This window comes from Chitinophaga sp., assembly GCF_019236475.1.
Lineage (GTDB): Bacteria > Bacteroidota > Bacteroidia > Chitinophagales > Chitinophagaceae > Chitinophaga.
The window spans coordinates 839,762-854,969 of sequence record NZ_JAFAIX010000012.1; the positions used below are offsets into that span (position 1 = coordinate 839,762).

Below are 15,208 nucleotides of genomic sequence, written 5' to 3' on the forward strand. Positions count from 1 at the left end.
CAGGTCATGAGAAAAAAGGAGAACCCACGCATGACCTTTAAAGAAAGGCTGGCAGCATTACGTAATCTGCCAGCCTTTTTCCGTATGGTATGGCAAACCAGTAAGGGATTGACTATTGCCAATATCATCCTTCGTATAGCTCAGTCGGCGATGCCATTATCGCTCCTGTATATTGGAAAATTAATCATCGATCAAGTAGTTCATTTAAGCAAATCCCCTGAACATCACGATACTACGTTACTCTGGAAACTCGTGGCCTTGGAATTCGGATTGGCAGTTATTTCAGATGCTTTGGGTCGCGCTATCTCGCTGATGGATAGTTTGCTCGGAGATCTTTTTGCCAATCATACTTCCGTGAGAATCATGGAACATGCGGCCTCGCTGGATCTAGACCAGTTTGAAGATTCTGAGTTTTATGATAAGTTGGAGCGTGCGCGTCAACAGACAGTTGGAAGAACGGTGTTGTTATCGCAGGTACTGAGCCAGGTACAAGACTTGATTACCATGGGTTTCCTGGCGGCAGGTCTGATTGTATTTAATCCCTGGTTGATTTTACTGCTGTTGGTAGCGGTGATACCCGCATTCCTCAATGAATCCCGTTACAATGATAAATACTATCGGCTTACTTGGGGGCAAACCTCCGACAGGCGGGAGTTGGATTATATCCGATACTTGGGTGCCAGCGATGAAACTGCTAAAGAAGTAAAGGTATTTGACCTTTCGGGGTTTTTGATTCGTCGCTTTAAAGTGATCTCTGATAAATTCTATCGGGATAAAAAGGACATGGAAGTAAGCCATGCTGGCTGGGGAACATTCTTTGCACTCTTGGGTAGCGCAGGCTATTATGCAGCGTATATTATCATTATCCTGCGTACCATTAACGGTACATTGACTATCGGTGACCTGACTTTCCTGGCTGGATCTTTCCGTCAGTTGCGTACTACGTTTCAGGGAATATTGATTCGTTTTTCCAGTGTGACGCAGGGAGCCGTATACTTGAAAGATTTGTTTGATTTCTTTGAGATAAAGAGTCGGATGGTACGCCCAGTGCAACCATTGCCATTTCCGCGTCCTATTAAGGAAGGGTTCATATTTGAGGATGTGGGTTTTCGGTACCAGGAGGCGGAAAAATGGGCTATCCGGCATTTGAATTTCACATTGCATGCCGGTGAAAAGCTGGCGTTGGTGGGTGAAAATGGTGCAGGGAAAACCACGTTAGTAAAGTTGTTAAGTCGGCTATATGATCCTGTGGAAGGTCGTATTCTCTTGGATGGACATGATTTACGTGATTATGATATCAATGATCTTCGTTTAAACGTTGGCGTTATATTCCAGGATTTCCAGCGTTACCAGATGACGGTGTCGCAGAATATTGCTGTCGGTAACATCCGACATGCAGATAACCAGCAAATGATTGACGAAGCAGCGCATCAGAGTCTTGCTTGGCCATTGATAGAGAAAATGCCTAATGGATATCAGCAGATGTTGGGGCGTCGGTTTAACCATGGTATAGAGTTGAGTGGAGGAGAATGGCAGAAAATTGCGCTTGCGCGCGCATATATGAAAGACGCGCAGTTGTTGATACTGGACGAGCCTACCTCCGCATTGGATGCGCGTGCAGAATACAATGTATTCCTACATTTTGCAGAGCTCACTCGTGGAAAGACGGCGGTGTTAATATCTCATCGGTTTTCTACGGTGCGTATGGCGAATAGAATATTAGTATTGGATAAAGGAGAATTATTAGAGATAGGTAGTCATGATGAATTATTGGAGAAGAATGGCCGGTATGCGGAACTATTTCATTTGCAAGCCGCTGGTTATCAATGATAGTAAGGAGGAGCAGCTTCAGGGGGATGAAGTCTGCTCCTAATCTCACTGATAAACACCCCGAAGTGTACCCGGGGAGACGTCATCCCGCGCTTGCCTTGCAGGACAACAAATATTTTTATCGGACGTATATCCGACAGGGTTATAACAGCATATCTAAAAGGTTTGTTGAGTTTTAAGGCCACCAAACTTGATATGGTATTGGTTTTAAGTTTTCAATAAATACTGTACTGAGCGGAAGACGGGACTCGAACCCGCTACCTACAGCTTGGGAAGCTGTCGCTCTACCAGGTGAGCTACTTCCGCTTTTGTGATAATAAAGATAGTATTTCCTGCTTAAAGTTTAATTACTAACGTTATTATATCAACGTGAGTTGCCAAGAAACCACAAATTTATCGTTCATACAGGCAAATTTTTTACTGAACGGATAGCTATCTAGTGGCATTAAAACGAAAAGGGCTTGAATTTATTTTAGGCAAACACTACGATACACAGTAGTAGCTGCAATTATAGCGGAATGTTGTCTCCCTAAAAATCAGTTGTCTTATGTAACAATTGTTACCATTCTTCGGGATGGTATGCGATACCTTTGTTACATATAAACCGGATGATATGAGGATGAACAATATATTACGAAACTGGAATTTTATGCGGATACTCCGTTTGGTGGTGGGTCTCTTTGTGTTGATACAAGGTATATCCAGTGGGGATTGGCTATTCATAACAATGGGAGGATTATTCACCTTGCTACCAGTGCTGAATGCAGGATGCTGTGCAGGGGGAAGTTGTAGTGTGCCTAATAGGGGTTGTAGTACGGAGAGATAAAGATTTTGTGAGGATGAAGAACAAGGCCTTAGCATTATTGCTAAGGCCTTGCTGATTTTTGATCAGTTCAATAAGGTTTATTTTTTTCAAAAAGCGAAGTATATTTTGCTTTTGATGCGTATTTGTGTGTTTTTACTTAAATTTATAGGTAAAAGCGAAGTATAATGCGTAATACAATCCTGATTTTGGGTGAGAAACTTCGACAGCGAAGAGAGTTATTAGGATTAATTCAACCAGAGCTGGCAATGCTTTCTGGAGTGAGCACTCGAACTATTCAATTAATAGAACAAGGGAAAGGCAATCCTTCTTTAATTACGCTTCTTCGACTTGCGGAACAATTGGGATTGCAAATAGATTTTAAATTAAAAGAACCTTTATATTCTGAATAATGAGAAGAGCCCGGGTATATTATAACAATCACTTTGCAGGTATTCTCGCAGAAGCGAAAGGAAAGTATTATTTTACGTATGATGCAGCATACCTATCATCTCCTGATAGTCTCCCCATCAGCCTAACATTGCCATTAAGAGAGGCCCCATTTGAAAGCAGTATATTATTTCCTGCATTTGTGAATCTACTAAGTGAGGGTGCGAATAAAGCCTTACAAACACGCTTACTAAAAATAGATGAAAATGATTACTTCGGACTTCTATTGGCAACTGGAGAAGGAGATCATATTGGCCCAATTAAAATAAAGGAAGATGATGAAGCAACAAGTGATTGAAGTATGCCCTTCTACATTGCATCCTGGGTTTACAACGTATAGCCCAATTGCACAGGCTACCCTATTTGGAAATAGAGGTAGAAAGGTATCACATATACTACCATTTGGTTCTCCAGGATTGAATGCCAAGCTTAATAAGGCTTATAACGATAAAAGAAAGTATATCAGTATAAGTGGTGTACAGGAGAAGTATAGTATACTTCAGGAAGTTAATAATTTGTTGCTCACGGATAAGGGTGGTACGCATATTCTGAAACCTATCCCTACTGAGCGTTTTGAGCGCATTAGTGATTTGCCAGCCAACGAACATGTAAGTATGCAGATCGCCAAACAGGTATTTGGTGTTAGAACGGCGGAATGTGGAATGATTTTTTTTAATGATGGTTCTCCTGGCTATATAACGCGGCGTTTTGATTACAAACCTAATAGTGAAGAGAAATATCAGTTGGAAGATTTTGCTACGCTTTTGCGTAAAAGTCCAGAGTTGGAAGGGAATAGCTTTAAGTATAATGCATCCTACTTGGATATTGCAACAACGATTCGACAATATGCTGCCGCTGCTCCTGTTGTCTTGGTAGATTTTTTTCGATTGCTTATTGTAAATTATCTTATCGCTAATGGCAATGCTCATTTGAAGAACTTTTCTTTAATAGAATCAGCTCAAGGAGATTTCGTCCTGTCACCAGCTTACGACCTATTATGTACCAAACTTCATATTGATGATAATCATCTGGCATTACATGGGGGGCTTTACGAGGGAGATTATGAAGAAGAAACCTACTATAATATTGGAACTTATACTGGGACCTCATTTATGGTTTTTGCAGAAAAAGCTGGGATCTCATTGCCATTCGCTAATCAGATTATACGTATGGCTCTGCAGAAAACACCTGAAACGATACAACTCATACAACGAAGCTTTCTCAGTGCCGAGGCAAAAGCAAAATATATTCAGATAATTCACGAACGCCAGAGATTATTGGGTTTGTAGCTATATAGAAGAGTTATTGGATCATTAGAGATTGATGCAGGAAGCATAAAAAAAGGTCCGCAATAATGCGGACCGGTCTTGATAAGCTCCCCCTGATGCACATTTATTAAACTCTTTGTTTAAAAGTCTGCAAAAACTCAGTAACCTCAGTACTGACCTCAAATACACGCATTCCACAGCACAGTAAGGCTTTTTTGAAATCATAATGTGGCTCTCATTTATACTTCCCCTAATTGAATTAAAACAATTATAAAATTTATATTATTATAATGTATCATTCAACAAGTAGAATTCAAGAATTAGAATAGAAGGAATATAATTAATTGATTATCAATGTCATATGATTTTATGAAATCACGTGATAGAATCTAAAAAGTTGGTAAAAAATTATCATGGAAATAAGCCTTGGCGACCACTTCCTCCAATACCATAAAAGGTTTGAACGTTAGCATATAGATCAATATCATCAGGTAAATCTATATTTTCCATGATAATAAATTGGCCTATATCCTTAAGAGAAGCCAAATGCTTGAAAAAATGACTGGCGACATTCGCCTCCTTCAATTCAATTTCATCCTCTGTAAGTGCTTCGCTTGTGTTAATAGCGTCCCTGTAGGTAAGTAAAGGAGAATCCAAAATAAGGAATCCAGGGTGTGGCAGGTTCTTGTTATTACAGTAAAGCATTATAGCCACCTTAAAGGCCGCATGGGTGATTGCCCGGACACCTTTACCGTTGGCTGTTCTGACCTTACCATCAATTATTATATCATAAGTCTGCTGATCATAACTAACGACACAGTCACCCGGAAAATTCCATGCTTTCAGCACAGATTGTATAACCTTACAAAATTCAAAAATGATGCTTTCCGGCAGTTTTGAGGAAAGCTCTTCCTTTTTTGGAGCCTTCAGACTCTTAAAATGCTGTATTTTATCTGTATAATCTTTCCTTTGCCTGATCATGTTGAGTGCGTAGCTCAAGTTGTCTCTTGTAGTAAGTAAAGTATTAAGAGACTGCTGACTACTACTGATCTCGGGGGCATACTGAGCAATTTCTAGTTCAACCTCACTGAGGTTTCTTTGCAAATCGGTTAACTGTACTGCTTCATAATGTAGTTTATCGCTAATATCCCCAATGGTCAATATAAGATCTTGTTTTTTTAACTTGATTCTGCTTATTTCCTGCAGTGCAGCCTGTCTTAATAACATTGTGTCAGGCTCCTTCAATTTTTGATCTTCTGGCTGAGCACCACATACTTCACACGCTCTCTGCTCCAAGCCTATTAGAAAACTTGCTTCTTCAAAGGATTCGAGTCTGTCAATATCCGAATTATAAGAGGCTTCCAAAACACTAAATCTTTGCAGGTGCAGCTCCATTTCTTCTATACGCTGAGCCTTTTTGGGAATTTCGTTTGAAAGTAACGACTTGCTTTCTACAAGCGTCTGAATAGAATTATTAATAATATCAAACGTTGCCTGTGTTGCTTTAAGGGAAGCAGTTACCTTTTCAAATTGCTCTTCCAAACCATCTGTATTATCATATAGAAGCCTTAGCTGATCATCGATATCATTAACTAGATCTGTCAGCATATCAATTTTAGACGTTTTGGAGGCTGTAAACGTTTTACGATCCGGTGCTTTAACTATATGAGAATCATCTTGGCCTGTAAGTATAAAATGAAATGCTCTTTTTTCGCTTGTATCAGTGTTTGAATCTCCCGATAAAACAGGAGAATTTTTCTCATCAAATATTTTACCCTCCATAGCCAAAGACACCTTTATTAACTGGCGGATAGTAAAACTATTTTTTTGAAGAGTACCCTTTTTTGCAACAATTTTTTTGTCTTTTATTCCCAAGTAATCCAAGAAATATGAAGATATATTTTCGCCCTCCTGATGTTTAGCCGCAAGAGTCTTGATTAAATTGCTCTCAACCTCGCTAGTTACAATACCTTCATAAAGTTCAAAATCACCTCCTTCTAAAGATCGAGAAACTGTAAATACACCTTCTCCGTTCAATTCAAAGCTCATCCAGCATCTCGTATAACCTACTTTTTCATTAATTGCGGGCAAAAGATCTCTCCCCCCAAACATAAAGTCGATTGCCTTTATAATAAACGATTTTCCAGTATTTGATGCTCCATATATTATATCAACATTTCCATTAAACTTCACGTCCGCAATCGGCTTGCTCTGCCCAGTAAATGCAACTTGAAGGATGATAATACGCTTATCTTTCATAATGGTATATGAGGTCAGTTATCAATATTATAAAATTCCAATTCCCACCTATTAATCTTTTGATTAATAAGTTTTTCGATAGATGCATCGTCTACATTGCCGATGTTTTCAGCAAGCCATTGCGCCCTTTCTTTTAATTGAACATTATACTTAGACTTCAGTAATCTAATAAATGGCAATGCTTCTTCAGAGGCTTGAAAATAGAATCCACTGGGGAGAGCTATGAGATTAATCAACCCCAACCGCCTCATCATCGCGGTACCTTGTTCAATAACTTCTCTTCTGACTAACAACTCACCACCGCGATGAGGTAGATTAACATGAAGGCTAGTTGGGCCACCCATATCTTGTGTATGTACCACAAGATGATCCATAAGAACCAAGGCAGAAAGGCTCAGTAATTTTGGATAATACGCATTCAAAATAATAGTCGCTCTTACACCTGTCTCAAGCGTACTGTTGAACAAAACTGGTTGTTGAAGCTCTATTATTTTTTCCATTTCAATTTCGGTTTGTGAAGATTAGCATGTTGATGGCAAATTCCCTGCCTAACGACTACTTTAGCATGTTTGGCTAGTACCCCTGTTACCGATATATTGGCGGCTTGTTGCATTACTTTGTCTACTCTCGCCAAGGCATCACTATGCGCTTCATTACATACATCAATAACGCCGTAATATACATCATCCTCTATGCCGGATATAATTTCCAAACTCGTATTATCGCGAAAATGGCTTTTAAACGATTCTGCTGCATAAAATCGTTCTCTCTGCAGAGACAAATGGCCCATGTGATCTGGATATTGTATTATATCCTGAGGTTCGTTAAAATTTTGGGATTCCCGCTCACTATAGGCCGCTAATAGCTGATTAACATAACCAGTTTCGTTTTCTTGTATTTCGTCTGGAGGAACAACAGTTGGTGCCGGTCCGGGATCTTGATTAAACCATTTGTCTAAAACCGGTTGAATGGAATCTCCCTTTAAAATATCGTGAACTGCAATACTGGTAATATTAGAAAAATCGTACCCTTCAATAAATGACTTTAACTCCTCTGACAATGGCACCTTTGTTCCCTCAATAATCGTTTCCAAACAGTACTTATCCCAATCTCTGACGAGCGCACTTTTAAAATCCTGAGGCTTCAAAAGTAAGTCTTCCAGATTCCGATTCACTCCACGGGGAACCACGAAGTAATACTTTTCTGGTGCAGTAAATTTTCCTTGCTGAGCGTAATATAAAATTTTGCCAATCTCACTAACTGCCAGGCTAGTGACAAGCTTCTTCGCATACTGTTTACATTGATAATTATGCCAAGGACCACTATGATACTCTTTGGTCAGAAAGCCTACAACATCTCGACCAGCATCACCTGGGCCAGAAAACTTTTGAGAACGTACATACTTGCTTTTCTGTTGATCAACCCAGTCAAGCACAAATTTCTCCAAATCATCATCTGTTAAGGATAGAATTAATCTTTCATACTGTGCTGGGGCAGGCATATTGATAATTAAGGTTAAAATTGAGTACGATTAATAGGTATATGCTAGTTTCAACTATATAAATATAAGAAAACTCGACCACATTGAAACTGAATACTATAGGAAAATATTTACAGGTTGCTAGACAGTGGTAACATCTATTTGTGTTGCTTGCCTATCTTCTTCTTTGCTACAGTAACTATCGGAGTGACAATAAGCGCGGTGTCCACACCGATAAGGCTTGCAATCGTAACAAGCTCCTTGATTGAAAACAGTTCTGGAGCCTGCATTTTTTTTAGAAACTGATAATAATGCAATCCTAGATCGGCTGCAAGAACTGATTTTGGAATAATGTCAACAATTTCCGCAAGACTATTGATGCTACCTGCTTCAAAAAGTAATCTCACCGTATTATATCGTTTATCCTTTGTCATTACAGGCAAGGTAAAGACAATGACGATGTATTAAATAAAATACTTATTTCATTAAATGAAAAATTTAATATTTTAAAGATTTTAATTAAATTTGGAAATAACTTTTTAATATGCTTACTGGATAGATTCAGACATTAAACTTTCCATTCAAAATACTAGCTTTGCGGTCACCTAAGTTATTGATCGCATTGTATCGTTCTTAATCCTGTCGAGTTTTGCGGCCCCGGGATAAGACAGCGATGCTCATGCAAAAAAGCGTGGGCTCGCTTGTTAGTACCCGGGGCCGCAACTCGACGGGGCAACAAGTAGAGCTCCATGCTTTTTTGCTTTTATGCAACCCAGTTCCGCTGCTCTCCTTATAGAATACTTCACCCCCAAATACTTTAGGAACATATGATCACTTTCTGGATGTCGAACGAAGCCACTGAAATTTTTGAAATTAAGATTCCCTTAAACGCGGTTGCTACTTATGAATAGCGACTACCTGCATTCCAAAAATGCCTCAACAAAGACAGATCCGTTTTGGAAAGGAACTGAATTTCTACTGGGTTTTATAGTGGGTGTTACAATTTGTCTAATCATGGCTCTCGGGTTTTGTATACAGATTATTGTCACTCAGGATGCTTTAATCCACAATCTACTTTTGAGATTTTCGAAATAATCCTCAGCTAATATGACCAAACTTGATAACAAGATTAGCATGGAAGTCCTTAAAGCAGCAGTAAAACAAGCCGTAACTCATACTGAAATACGAATCAGAAATGAAATGGAGGAACGGGTAATGTTGTATAAAAGACTGTCGATATTCCTCATCATTGTATTGGCACTTGTAACTATTAGTTCGCTGTTACTAATGGCGATGTTTATCTATTACGGCGCTGTCAGCCCAACACATCCTATAAATGGTTTTAATATTTTATCAACAATATGAAATGCGAAAGTTTCATGTAAACATAGGTGCATACTGATCGAAAAAATGTCTTCAACAATTTTCACGCATAAAAAATACAATATGGGAACATCTATCAAATTCAAAGTACTTGTGGTATACACAGATAAATTCGGCATTTCCCGAAGTATATACCCAATCATTGAGGCTCCTAATGAAGTTGAGGCAAGGAGAATTGCAGCAGCTCAATATCCCAATGCAAGTATCAGAACGGTTACCAAGGCATAATTAATCATGCTCTTAACGTTATGGAAGAATCAGATCAATCAACTATTAACCTTGTAATTACTGGTTATGCTTTCGCGATCACCATGGGTATAATAGGCATCAGCATTACTCTATAAAAATTTCAACTTCAAAAAATAGTTATGGCAATCAGAAAAAGCAAAGAAGAAAATTTCATTGTTCATGGAAAACTACCTGATTTGATGCAGAGAATTGAGAACGCATTATCAGCAGGTGGGTTTACCCAAATCAAAGTAAACCCCATTCTGAATCAGTTAACGGGAGATTATAAAAAATTCACTGTCTACGGTGAAATTATGATCACCCTACAGGAAGAAGGAGAGAAGGTGAAGGTTCACGCAAAGTCTGTGGCTAATGCTGACAATATTTTTGCACTATTCAGCAGTCCCAATCAAAAAATACTTAACCAGTTCAAAAATAATCTTTATTAAGAGGAGGGCTGTCCAATTGACGGCCCTTTTAATTTTCAGCCGTTCTATACCTCAACATACACATATAATGCACCTAAAAATGATTCTTTCACCTATTTCCTCACCTCAAATTAGCTTTCCAGGCTTCTTTATGGAACAATTAAAATAAGCTGGAAAAGCCGCTCAGAATTAATAAACCTGCCCATTTCTCACCAAAAAACAACAAAACAGCCTGCCCTTGAGGGTTTACGATAGTGTCTTGTAATTAATCTTATCAAGTTAAAAATTCTTTGGATTTTTTTTAGAAAACCTCTACAAATAATTAAAAATCGCAATGTCAATATCTGATACACTTAAAAAAATGAAAATCAATAACTTGAAAATCATTCTATCTGAAATAACTTTTTTCGGCTCGTAACTGCATCTTATTAACTCAAAATCAATTAGTTCCGAGTTACCGAGGCATGCTTTTGAATATATTTTGCCATAATTTTGCGTAAAACAAACACAAATGATTCAGAAGAATAATTCGCAATGCGCTCCTACTAAAAAGCATGAACCAAACATTAGGATGGCCCGTGTACATCTAGAGAGAGCAAATCTGCATTTGCAGTTCATGTATTACCACTTTTTCGGCGGAGATGCTAATAATGAAAATATTAACCTCCTAATGAAAATACTACAACACATCATACATGGTCGATATGAAGAGATAATATTAAAAGTTAGAAGTGGTAAAATCGCTGAATGTACTGGCAAGGAAATGCTGACTCTTGACAAGAACGCCAGACTATCTGAATACACAACAGGGAGTAAAGGCGATCTCAATATCAGGTTCAGGCCCAATGGGCTCTTTGCTGACCGATATGTAAAACTATAATTATACTAACACTATACTTTTTTAATGCTAAGAGAACATCTTACTATGGTAGCACCAGCTGCATATCCTGACGAAATCAGGTGTAGCCCATTCCAATTACGGAAATGGATACTCTTGAAAAGTTTATCACATACTGGAAAGGCGCCGGCGTACCTATAAGCCATACAGAAGCCCAGCTCCTCTTCGAACTCCTTAACACACTCGCGCAAATAGAATACAAAGCTAACGCGGTTAAATAATCCCATTTTAAAATTGAGCGGCTCAATTTAAGGGAGATTTATTTTCTAAAATATAACGAAATAACATAATGTCTAAAACACTATTACACGTTTCTGATACTAAGCTGGATAAGGCTTGGTTTCAACTCGACTATCAGAAGGATAAATTGCTACAACATTGCACAGAACAAAAAATCGTGGACTATGAATTCAACGATCTGCCTATCACATGCCTCTTGCCTAAAATTTACAGCAAAGCATATGATACGATACTTATTACACGCTGGGATCGACTATTTCTATATAGAAAGGAAGGGATGGCATTTATTCGCAAACTTATAAGATTGGGCATAAAGATAAATGCCATTCAGCAAAGGGTAGATTTCAATACTGAAAGCTTTCCTCCGTCAAGCCTAAGTATGTATTTTATTCAAAGTGATGGATATGTACGCACTGAGCGAGAGCGATTTGGTGGCGAATACCTTAAAAACACCAGGCTTTCTTAACGCTAACATCTTTTTAATTTTCAGTAAACTTTTTTCATGAAGAATGCAATTTTATATACACGCGTATCAACTGATGATCAGGCTGCATACGGATTTAGCCTCGATCACCAAAAAGAAACACTGACAAAATATTGTCAAATAAAAAACATTACCATCCTCAAACATTATCAAGAAGACTATTCAGCAAAGGATTTCAACCGACCAGAGTGGAAAAAAATGACTGAATACATCAAGCACCATAAGAAAGAAGTAGACTACATATTGTTTACACGCTGGGATCGGTTTACAAGAAACATCGATGATTCATTCTCCGTCATCAATCAGTTTAAAAAACAAGGGATTCTACTGGACGCTGTTGAGCAGCCATTGGATTTATCAAATCCCGAAAATTACCTATTACTTACTGTCTATATTACCAGCGGCTATATTGAACGTGAAAAAATTAAAAAAAGAACCAAAGATGCCATGAGAATCATGCGCAAGCAGGGAAAATGGGCTGGTACTGCGCCTCTCGGTTATAAATATCACAGAGAAGATGCACGCACATCATCATTAACTATCAATGATGAGAAAGCAGATTTTATTCGTGATGCCTTCAAAATGTACAGTACAGGACTGTATTCTATTCCAGAGGTGCAAAAAACTGTCACAAAAAAACATGCTTGGAAAAGACCTCTATCTAAACAAGCATTTATTAATATTCTCAAAAACAAGGTTTACGCTGGATATGTGAAGATTGAAGCTACTGCTGATGAAGAGGCACATTATGCCAGAGGACAACATCCTGCCATTATTCAAGAAAAGTTGTTTGACGATGTGCAGAAACTACTTAAAGGCAGGAAACGAACTAAAAATATCAGGCAGCAGGACCAACGGCATCCCTTACGTGGCTTTATGAGATGCCCTACCTGCAAGAAAAATATGACCTCAAGCGCCGTAAAAAATAGACGATTTGTATATTATCAATGCCAGGAAGGGCACCACCGGTATAACGCGCTTGGAGCTAATGAAAAATTTGAAAATTTACTGATTGACACCTTCTCTGTTGATGATCATATAATAACCTGCTACCAACAAATACTTGAAAACACATTTGATAAAAACGGTAATGATGTGAAAAAGCAGATTAAAACAATCTCAAAACAAATCGAAGATTGTAAAAGAAAGCTGGACAGCAAAGAGGATGATTATGTAAATGACCGCATTCTTGCAGAGGCCTATAATAGTGTTCGCAGAAAACTTACTGACCTAATCGACAACCTCACAGCAGATAAAGCTGCTTTGGAATCAGACTTAAACGCAGAATTCAAAACGTATCTGTCAAAAAGCACAGTACTACTGAAAGATTTGGCACAGTGGTATATAAAAGCCGATGTTGAAGTAAAACGGCGAATACTGAATGTAATACTGGATGATAAACTGACTTTTGAAAATGATTGTTATCAAACCCCAAAGTATACACCAGCTGTTGATGTCCTCCTCAGGATTAATAAGGATTTACAGGCAAAGAAAAACGGTTCAGGAAAAAATCCTGAACCGTTGTCTAGTAGTGCTCCCCCTGCTGGACTTGAACCAGCGACCCTCTGATTAACAGTCAGATGCTCTAACCAACTGAGCTAAGGAGGAATTTGTATAACTCCCAGGAAATCTGCCGTTTGGAGAATTCCGGGTCGCAAATGTAATAAATGTATTTACAATTCAAAGAAAATTTTTTTAACTCCCTAAAAAAATATGTTGCTCCTTTAAGGTATTCAGCATCGTTTCCACCAGGCGTTGGTAGTATCTTCCAGAGCCTAGATCGGTCATTTTTAAAGTCTGGCCTGACCAGAAAGGCGATTGGGCATTGGTCCCTTCCAGTAGGTTAAGAATCATCATCTGTTGGGCATATTCTCTTTTTGCTTTCGGCCTGTAGGGATCTTTTACGCCAGTGACGACAAGTAATGCCACCGAAAGATAATCTGGCAATGGTTTCGGGGAGTAAGTTTTATTTGGAAGCGTGTCCAATTGTGGAGTAATGAGCAATGCGGCATCATGTGGATGCATGTTTAATGCTTTTTGAATATTTTCAGTGGTACAATCTTCCATACCTCCAAGGTGTACAATGGTGGATGCAAATTTCCCCCCTTTTAGTTGTTTATCGAGGGCATACTTTATATCCAGGGCTATCTTCCGACTAGACATCGGCCCGGAAGAGATAATCAACAAATGATGCAGTTGGCGGGGAACAGTATTTTCTAGTGTGGTAATAGTAGCCAATTCTTCAATATTACTTCTTTGCGCAAATGCAGTACAGAGGCTCATAGTAAGCCACAGGGTAACCATTATATATTTCATCGTTATAGGAATATTCCGCGAAAGGTAAATAAAATTCAATTAGTCCAGAACGATGGTCTGTTGAGGATCGTCCGTAAAAACGAAACCTTGCCCAAATCCATCTGGGTTGATAAGGTTTCTGTTTTGCCTGTTGGATTCATAAATTTTTTTACCGAGATAAATAGCTCTTTGTAATAAGAAGTTTTCACTGAGTTGCCCAGGAGGAATAGGCAGATACTCGCGCTGGTCCTGGGTTCTGAGATGGCCGTTATGAAGAATAGAGAGAGACAGCCATTTCTCGTGATTCTTTCTGTACAAGAGGTATTGATCGCCGGATTTCTCATAGCTACCGCAATACATCCTGCGGATAGGTGTTTTCAGCAACTCTTTTCCATCATAGTTTAGTAGGGCTGGATCTACCTGTACTTTCTCAAAATTATTGTTATCCTGTAGGTAAATAATTTCAGGAATATCCTCAGTGCAGATAAACAGTTGCTTGAAATTTTTCTCTGCAAGGCCACCACTGATGCGCATTTTATCATCATGTCGGATGGCTTGAAGGAAAGCTTCATCACGGATCACCACTTTTTCGCGACCGAGTGCGAGAAGCCGTTGTTTGAAGTCTTTATCTTCATAGCCATATTCCTTCACCCGTTCGTCATATCCCCGCAGTGTGTAGAAGTCGTCTCTATACACACATATTCTTCCTTGCACATCCCATCTCTTCTTTTCCGGACCAATAGGAGGTGGCATCATAAAAACTTGATTGTTGTGGGTATACTGTTCATTCACATATGCCGCAAATCCTTTCCCGGCGAAGTTATCTGCATCCATCCCACAGAGTATGTCTCCCTGGGCCAGCCGAAAAGCCATATTTTTTGAATGACTCATCTGGAAATATTCCGGACTGATAGTATGATAATATTTCAGGATACCTTTTTCCAGATATTTTCCCAATGTGGAAAACACCCATTCATGCATATCGTCTGAAGAATTATAGTTGAGCAGCACGAATTCTATATTACCATAGTCAAGGTTATCCGCTATGTTCTGGGGAAGTGTGATCTTGAGATGTTCCGTACGGTTCATGCAGACCGTACAAAAAGAAATGCGGTACGACATTTTAACAAACTTTAATGGAACAGAGGGTTTTAACTATAACA

General features: G+C 38.8%; 16 protein-coding genes and 2 tRNA genes. 10 read left to right on the forward strand and 8 right to left on the reverse strand.

The window, feature by feature from the left end; translation table 11 throughout:
- Positions 1-6: 6 nt before the first annotated feature.
- Positions 7-1,830 carry an ABC transporter ATP-binding protein gene (locus tag JO154_RS19640; RefSeq protein WP_291948675.1) on the forward strand — a complete coding sequence of 608 codons (1,824 nt, stop codon included), beginning with the start codon at positions 7-9 and terminating at the stop codon, positions 1,828-1,830.
- Between the two features lie 233 nt (positions 1,831-2,063).
- Here JO154_RS19640 and JO154_RS19645 read toward each other — a convergent pair.
- Positions 2,064-2,136: transfer RNA gene (locus tag JO154_RS19645), tRNA-Gly, on the reverse strand.
- Positions 2,137-2,820: 684 nt separating this feature from the next.
- On the opposite strand from JO154_RS19645, the gene JO154_RS19650 reads away from it, so the two are divergent.
- The 3 genes from JO154_RS19650 to JO154_RS19660 are packed head-to-tail and all read left to right on the forward strand — an operon-like array spanning position 2,821 to position 4,371.
- Positions 2,821-3,045 carry a helix-turn-helix domain-containing protein gene (locus tag JO154_RS19650; protein WP_291948677.1) on the forward strand — a complete coding sequence of 75 codons (225 nt, stop codon included), beginning with the start codon at positions 2,821-2,823 and terminating at the stop codon, positions 3,043-3,045.
- Complete coding sequence (locus JO154_RS19655; RefSeq protein ID WP_291948679.1) at positions 3,045-3,380, forward strand: HipA N-terminal domain-containing protein; 336 nt, start codon at positions 3,045-3,047, stop codon at positions 3,378-3,380. The genes JO154_RS19650 and JO154_RS19655 overlap by 1 nt, the downstream gene beginning before the upstream one ends.
- Positions 3,358-4,371, forward strand: a complete 1,014-nt coding sequence (locus JO154_RS19660; RefSeq protein WP_291948681.1) for a type II toxin-antitoxin system HipA family toxin — start codon at positions 3,358-3,360, stop codon at positions 4,369-4,371. Before JO154_RS19655 ends, JO154_RS19660 begins: the two co-directional genes overlap by 23 nt.
- Positions 4,372-4,761: 390 nt before the next feature.
- Here the strand turns inward: JO154_RS19660 and JO154_RS19665 are convergent, their stop codons facing one another.
- From JO154_RS19665 to JO154_RS19680, 4 genes are all read right to left on the reverse strand, one after another.
- The gene (locus tag JO154_RS19665) at positions 4,762-6,609 is read right to left on the reverse strand and encodes a hypothetical protein (RefSeq protein ID WP_291948683.1); all 1,848 of its coding nucleotides are present in this window, start codon (positions 6,607-6,609) and stop codon (positions 4,762-4,764) included.
- A 14-nt stretch (positions 6,610-6,623) separates the two neighbouring features.
- Positions 6,624-7,109 carry an ABC-three component system middle component 2 gene (locus JO154_RS19670; protein ID WP_291948684.1) on the reverse strand — a complete coding sequence of 162 codons (486 nt, stop codon included), beginning with the start codon at positions 7,107-7,109 and terminating at the stop codon, positions 6,624-6,626.
- On the reverse strand, positions 7,097-8,110 hold the full coding sequence (locus JO154_RS19675; RefSeq protein WP_291948687.1) for an ABC-three component system protein: 1,014 nt from the start codon (positions 8,108-8,110) through the stop codon (positions 7,097-7,099). Before JO154_RS19675 ends, JO154_RS19670 begins: the two co-directional genes overlap by 13 nt.
- A gap of 137 nt (positions 8,111-8,247) precedes the next feature.
- A complete protein-coding gene (locus JO154_RS19680) occupies positions 8,248-8,523 on the reverse strand; it encodes a hypothetical protein (protein WP_291948689.1) in 276 nt (91 codons plus the stop codon).
- Positions 8,524-9,196: 673 nt separating this feature from the next.
- Between JO154_RS19680 and JO154_RS19685 the strand changes: the two genes are divergently transcribed.
- From JO154_RS19685 to JO154_RS19710, 6 genes are all read left to right on the forward strand, one after another.
- Positions 9,197-9,454 (forward strand): hypothetical protein, encoded by a 258-nt coding sequence (locus JO154_RS19685; protein ID WP_291948692.1) that lies wholly within the window; start codon positions 9,197-9,199, stop codon positions 9,452-9,454.
- Positions 9,455-9,535: 81 nt separating this feature from the next.
- Positions 9,536-9,700, forward strand: coding sequence for a hypothetical protein (locus JO154_RS19690; RefSeq protein WP_291948694.1), 165 nt, complete (start codon positions 9,536-9,538; stop codon positions 9,698-9,700).
- Positions 9,701-9,840: 140 nt separating this feature from the next.
- The gene (locus JO154_RS19695) at positions 9,841-10,149 is read left to right on the forward strand and encodes a hypothetical protein (RefSeq protein WP_291948696.1); all 309 of its coding nucleotides are present in this window, start codon (positions 9,841-9,843) and stop codon (positions 10,147-10,149) included.
- 490 nt (positions 10,150-10,639) lie between these two features.
- Complete coding sequence (locus JO154_RS19700; RefSeq protein ID WP_291948698.1) at positions 10,640-11,008, forward strand: hypothetical protein; 369 nt, start codon at positions 10,640-10,642, stop codon at positions 11,006-11,008.
- 307 nt (positions 11,009-11,315) lie between these two features.
- Entirely contained in the window at positions 11,316-11,732 is a 417-nt protein-coding gene (locus JO154_RS19705; protein ID WP_291948700.1) for a hypothetical protein, read from the forward strand.
- 36 nt (positions 11,733-11,768) lie between these two features.
- The gene (locus JO154_RS19710; protein WP_291948702.1) at positions 11,769-13,319 is read left to right on the forward strand and encodes a recombinase family protein; all 1,551 of its coding nucleotides are present in this window, start codon (positions 11,769-11,771) and stop codon (positions 13,317-13,319) included.
- On the opposite strand, the gene JO154_RS19715 is transcribed toward JO154_RS19710, so the two are convergent.
- From JO154_RS19715 to JO154_RS19725, 3 genes are all read right to left on the reverse strand, one after another.
- Positions 13,285-13,358: transfer RNA gene (locus tag JO154_RS19715), tRNA-Asn, on the reverse strand. The two genes, JO154_RS19710 and JO154_RS19715, sit on opposite strands and share 35 nt — an antisense overlap.
- 87 nt (positions 13,359-13,445) lie before the next feature.
- Positions 13,446-14,066, reverse strand: coding sequence for a hypothetical protein (locus JO154_RS19720; RefSeq protein ID WP_291948703.1), 621 nt, complete (start codon positions 14,064-14,066; stop codon positions 13,446-13,448).
- A gap of 39 nt (positions 14,067-14,105) precedes the next feature.
- A complete protein-coding gene (locus JO154_RS19725) occupies positions 14,106-15,167 on the reverse strand; it encodes a glycosyltransferase family A protein (RefSeq protein WP_291948705.1) in 1,062 nt (353 codons plus the stop codon).
- Between the last annotated feature and the right edge of the window lie 41 nt (positions 15,168-15,208).

Coding starts and splice junctions, on each gene's coding strand:
- JO154_RS19675 (WP_291948687.1), bottom strand. CDS start 8,110: ATGCCTGCCCCAGCACAGTATGAAAGATTAATTCTATCCTTAACAGAT.
- JO154_RS19720 (WP_291948703.1), bottom strand. CDS start 14,066: ATGAAATATATAATGGTTACCCTGTGGCTTACTATGAGCCTCTGTACT.
- JO154_RS19710 (WP_291948702.1), top strand. CDS start 11,769: ATGAAGAATGCAATTTTATATACACGCGTATCAACTGATGATCAGGCT.
- JO154_RS19695 (WP_291948696.1), top strand. CDS start 9,841: ATGGCAATCAGAAAAAGCAAAGAAGAAAATTTCATTGTTCATGGAAAA.
- JO154_RS19725 (WP_291948705.1), bottom strand. CDS start 15,167: ATGTCGTACCGCATTTCTTTTTGTACGGTCTGCATGAACCGTACGGAA.
- JO154_RS19690 (WP_291948694.1), top strand. CDS start 9,536: ATGGGAACATCTATCAAATTCAAAGTACTTGTGGTATACACAGATAAA.
- JO154_RS19640 (WP_291948675.1), top strand. CDS start 7: ATGAGAAAAAAGGAGAACCCACGCATGACCTTTAAAGAAAGGCTGGCA.
- JO154_RS19660 (WP_291948681.1), top strand. CDS start 3,358: ATGATGAAGCAACAAGTGATTGAAGTATGCCCTTCTACATTGCATCCT.
- JO154_RS19665 (WP_291948683.1), bottom strand. CDS start 6,609: ATGAAAGATAAGCGTATTATCATCCTTCAAGTTGCATTTACTGGGCAG.
- JO154_RS19700 (WP_291948698.1), top strand. CDS start 10,640: ATGATTCAGAAGAATAATTCGCAATGCGCTCCTACTAAAAAGCATGAA.
- JO154_RS19670 (WP_291948684.1), bottom strand. CDS start 7,109: ATGGAAAAAATAATAGAGCTTCAACAACCAGTTTTGTTCAACAGTACG.
- JO154_RS19650 (WP_291948677.1), top strand. CDS start 2,821: ATGCGTAATACAATCCTGATTTTGGGTGAGAAACTTCGACAGCGAAGA.
- JO154_RS19705 (WP_291948700.1), top strand. CDS start 11,316: ATGTCTAAAACACTATTACACGTTTCTGATACTAAGCTGGATAAGGCT.
- JO154_RS19655 (WP_291948679.1), top strand. CDS start 3,045: ATGAGAAGAGCCCGGGTATATTATAACAATCACTTTGCAGGTATTCTC.
- JO154_RS19685 (WP_291948692.1), top strand. CDS start 9,197: ATGACCAAACTTGATAACAAGATTAGCATGGAAGTCCTTAAAGCAGCA.
- JO154_RS19680 (WP_291948689.1), bottom strand. CDS start 8,523: ATGACAAAGGATAAACGATATAATACGGTGAGATTACTTTTTGAAGCA.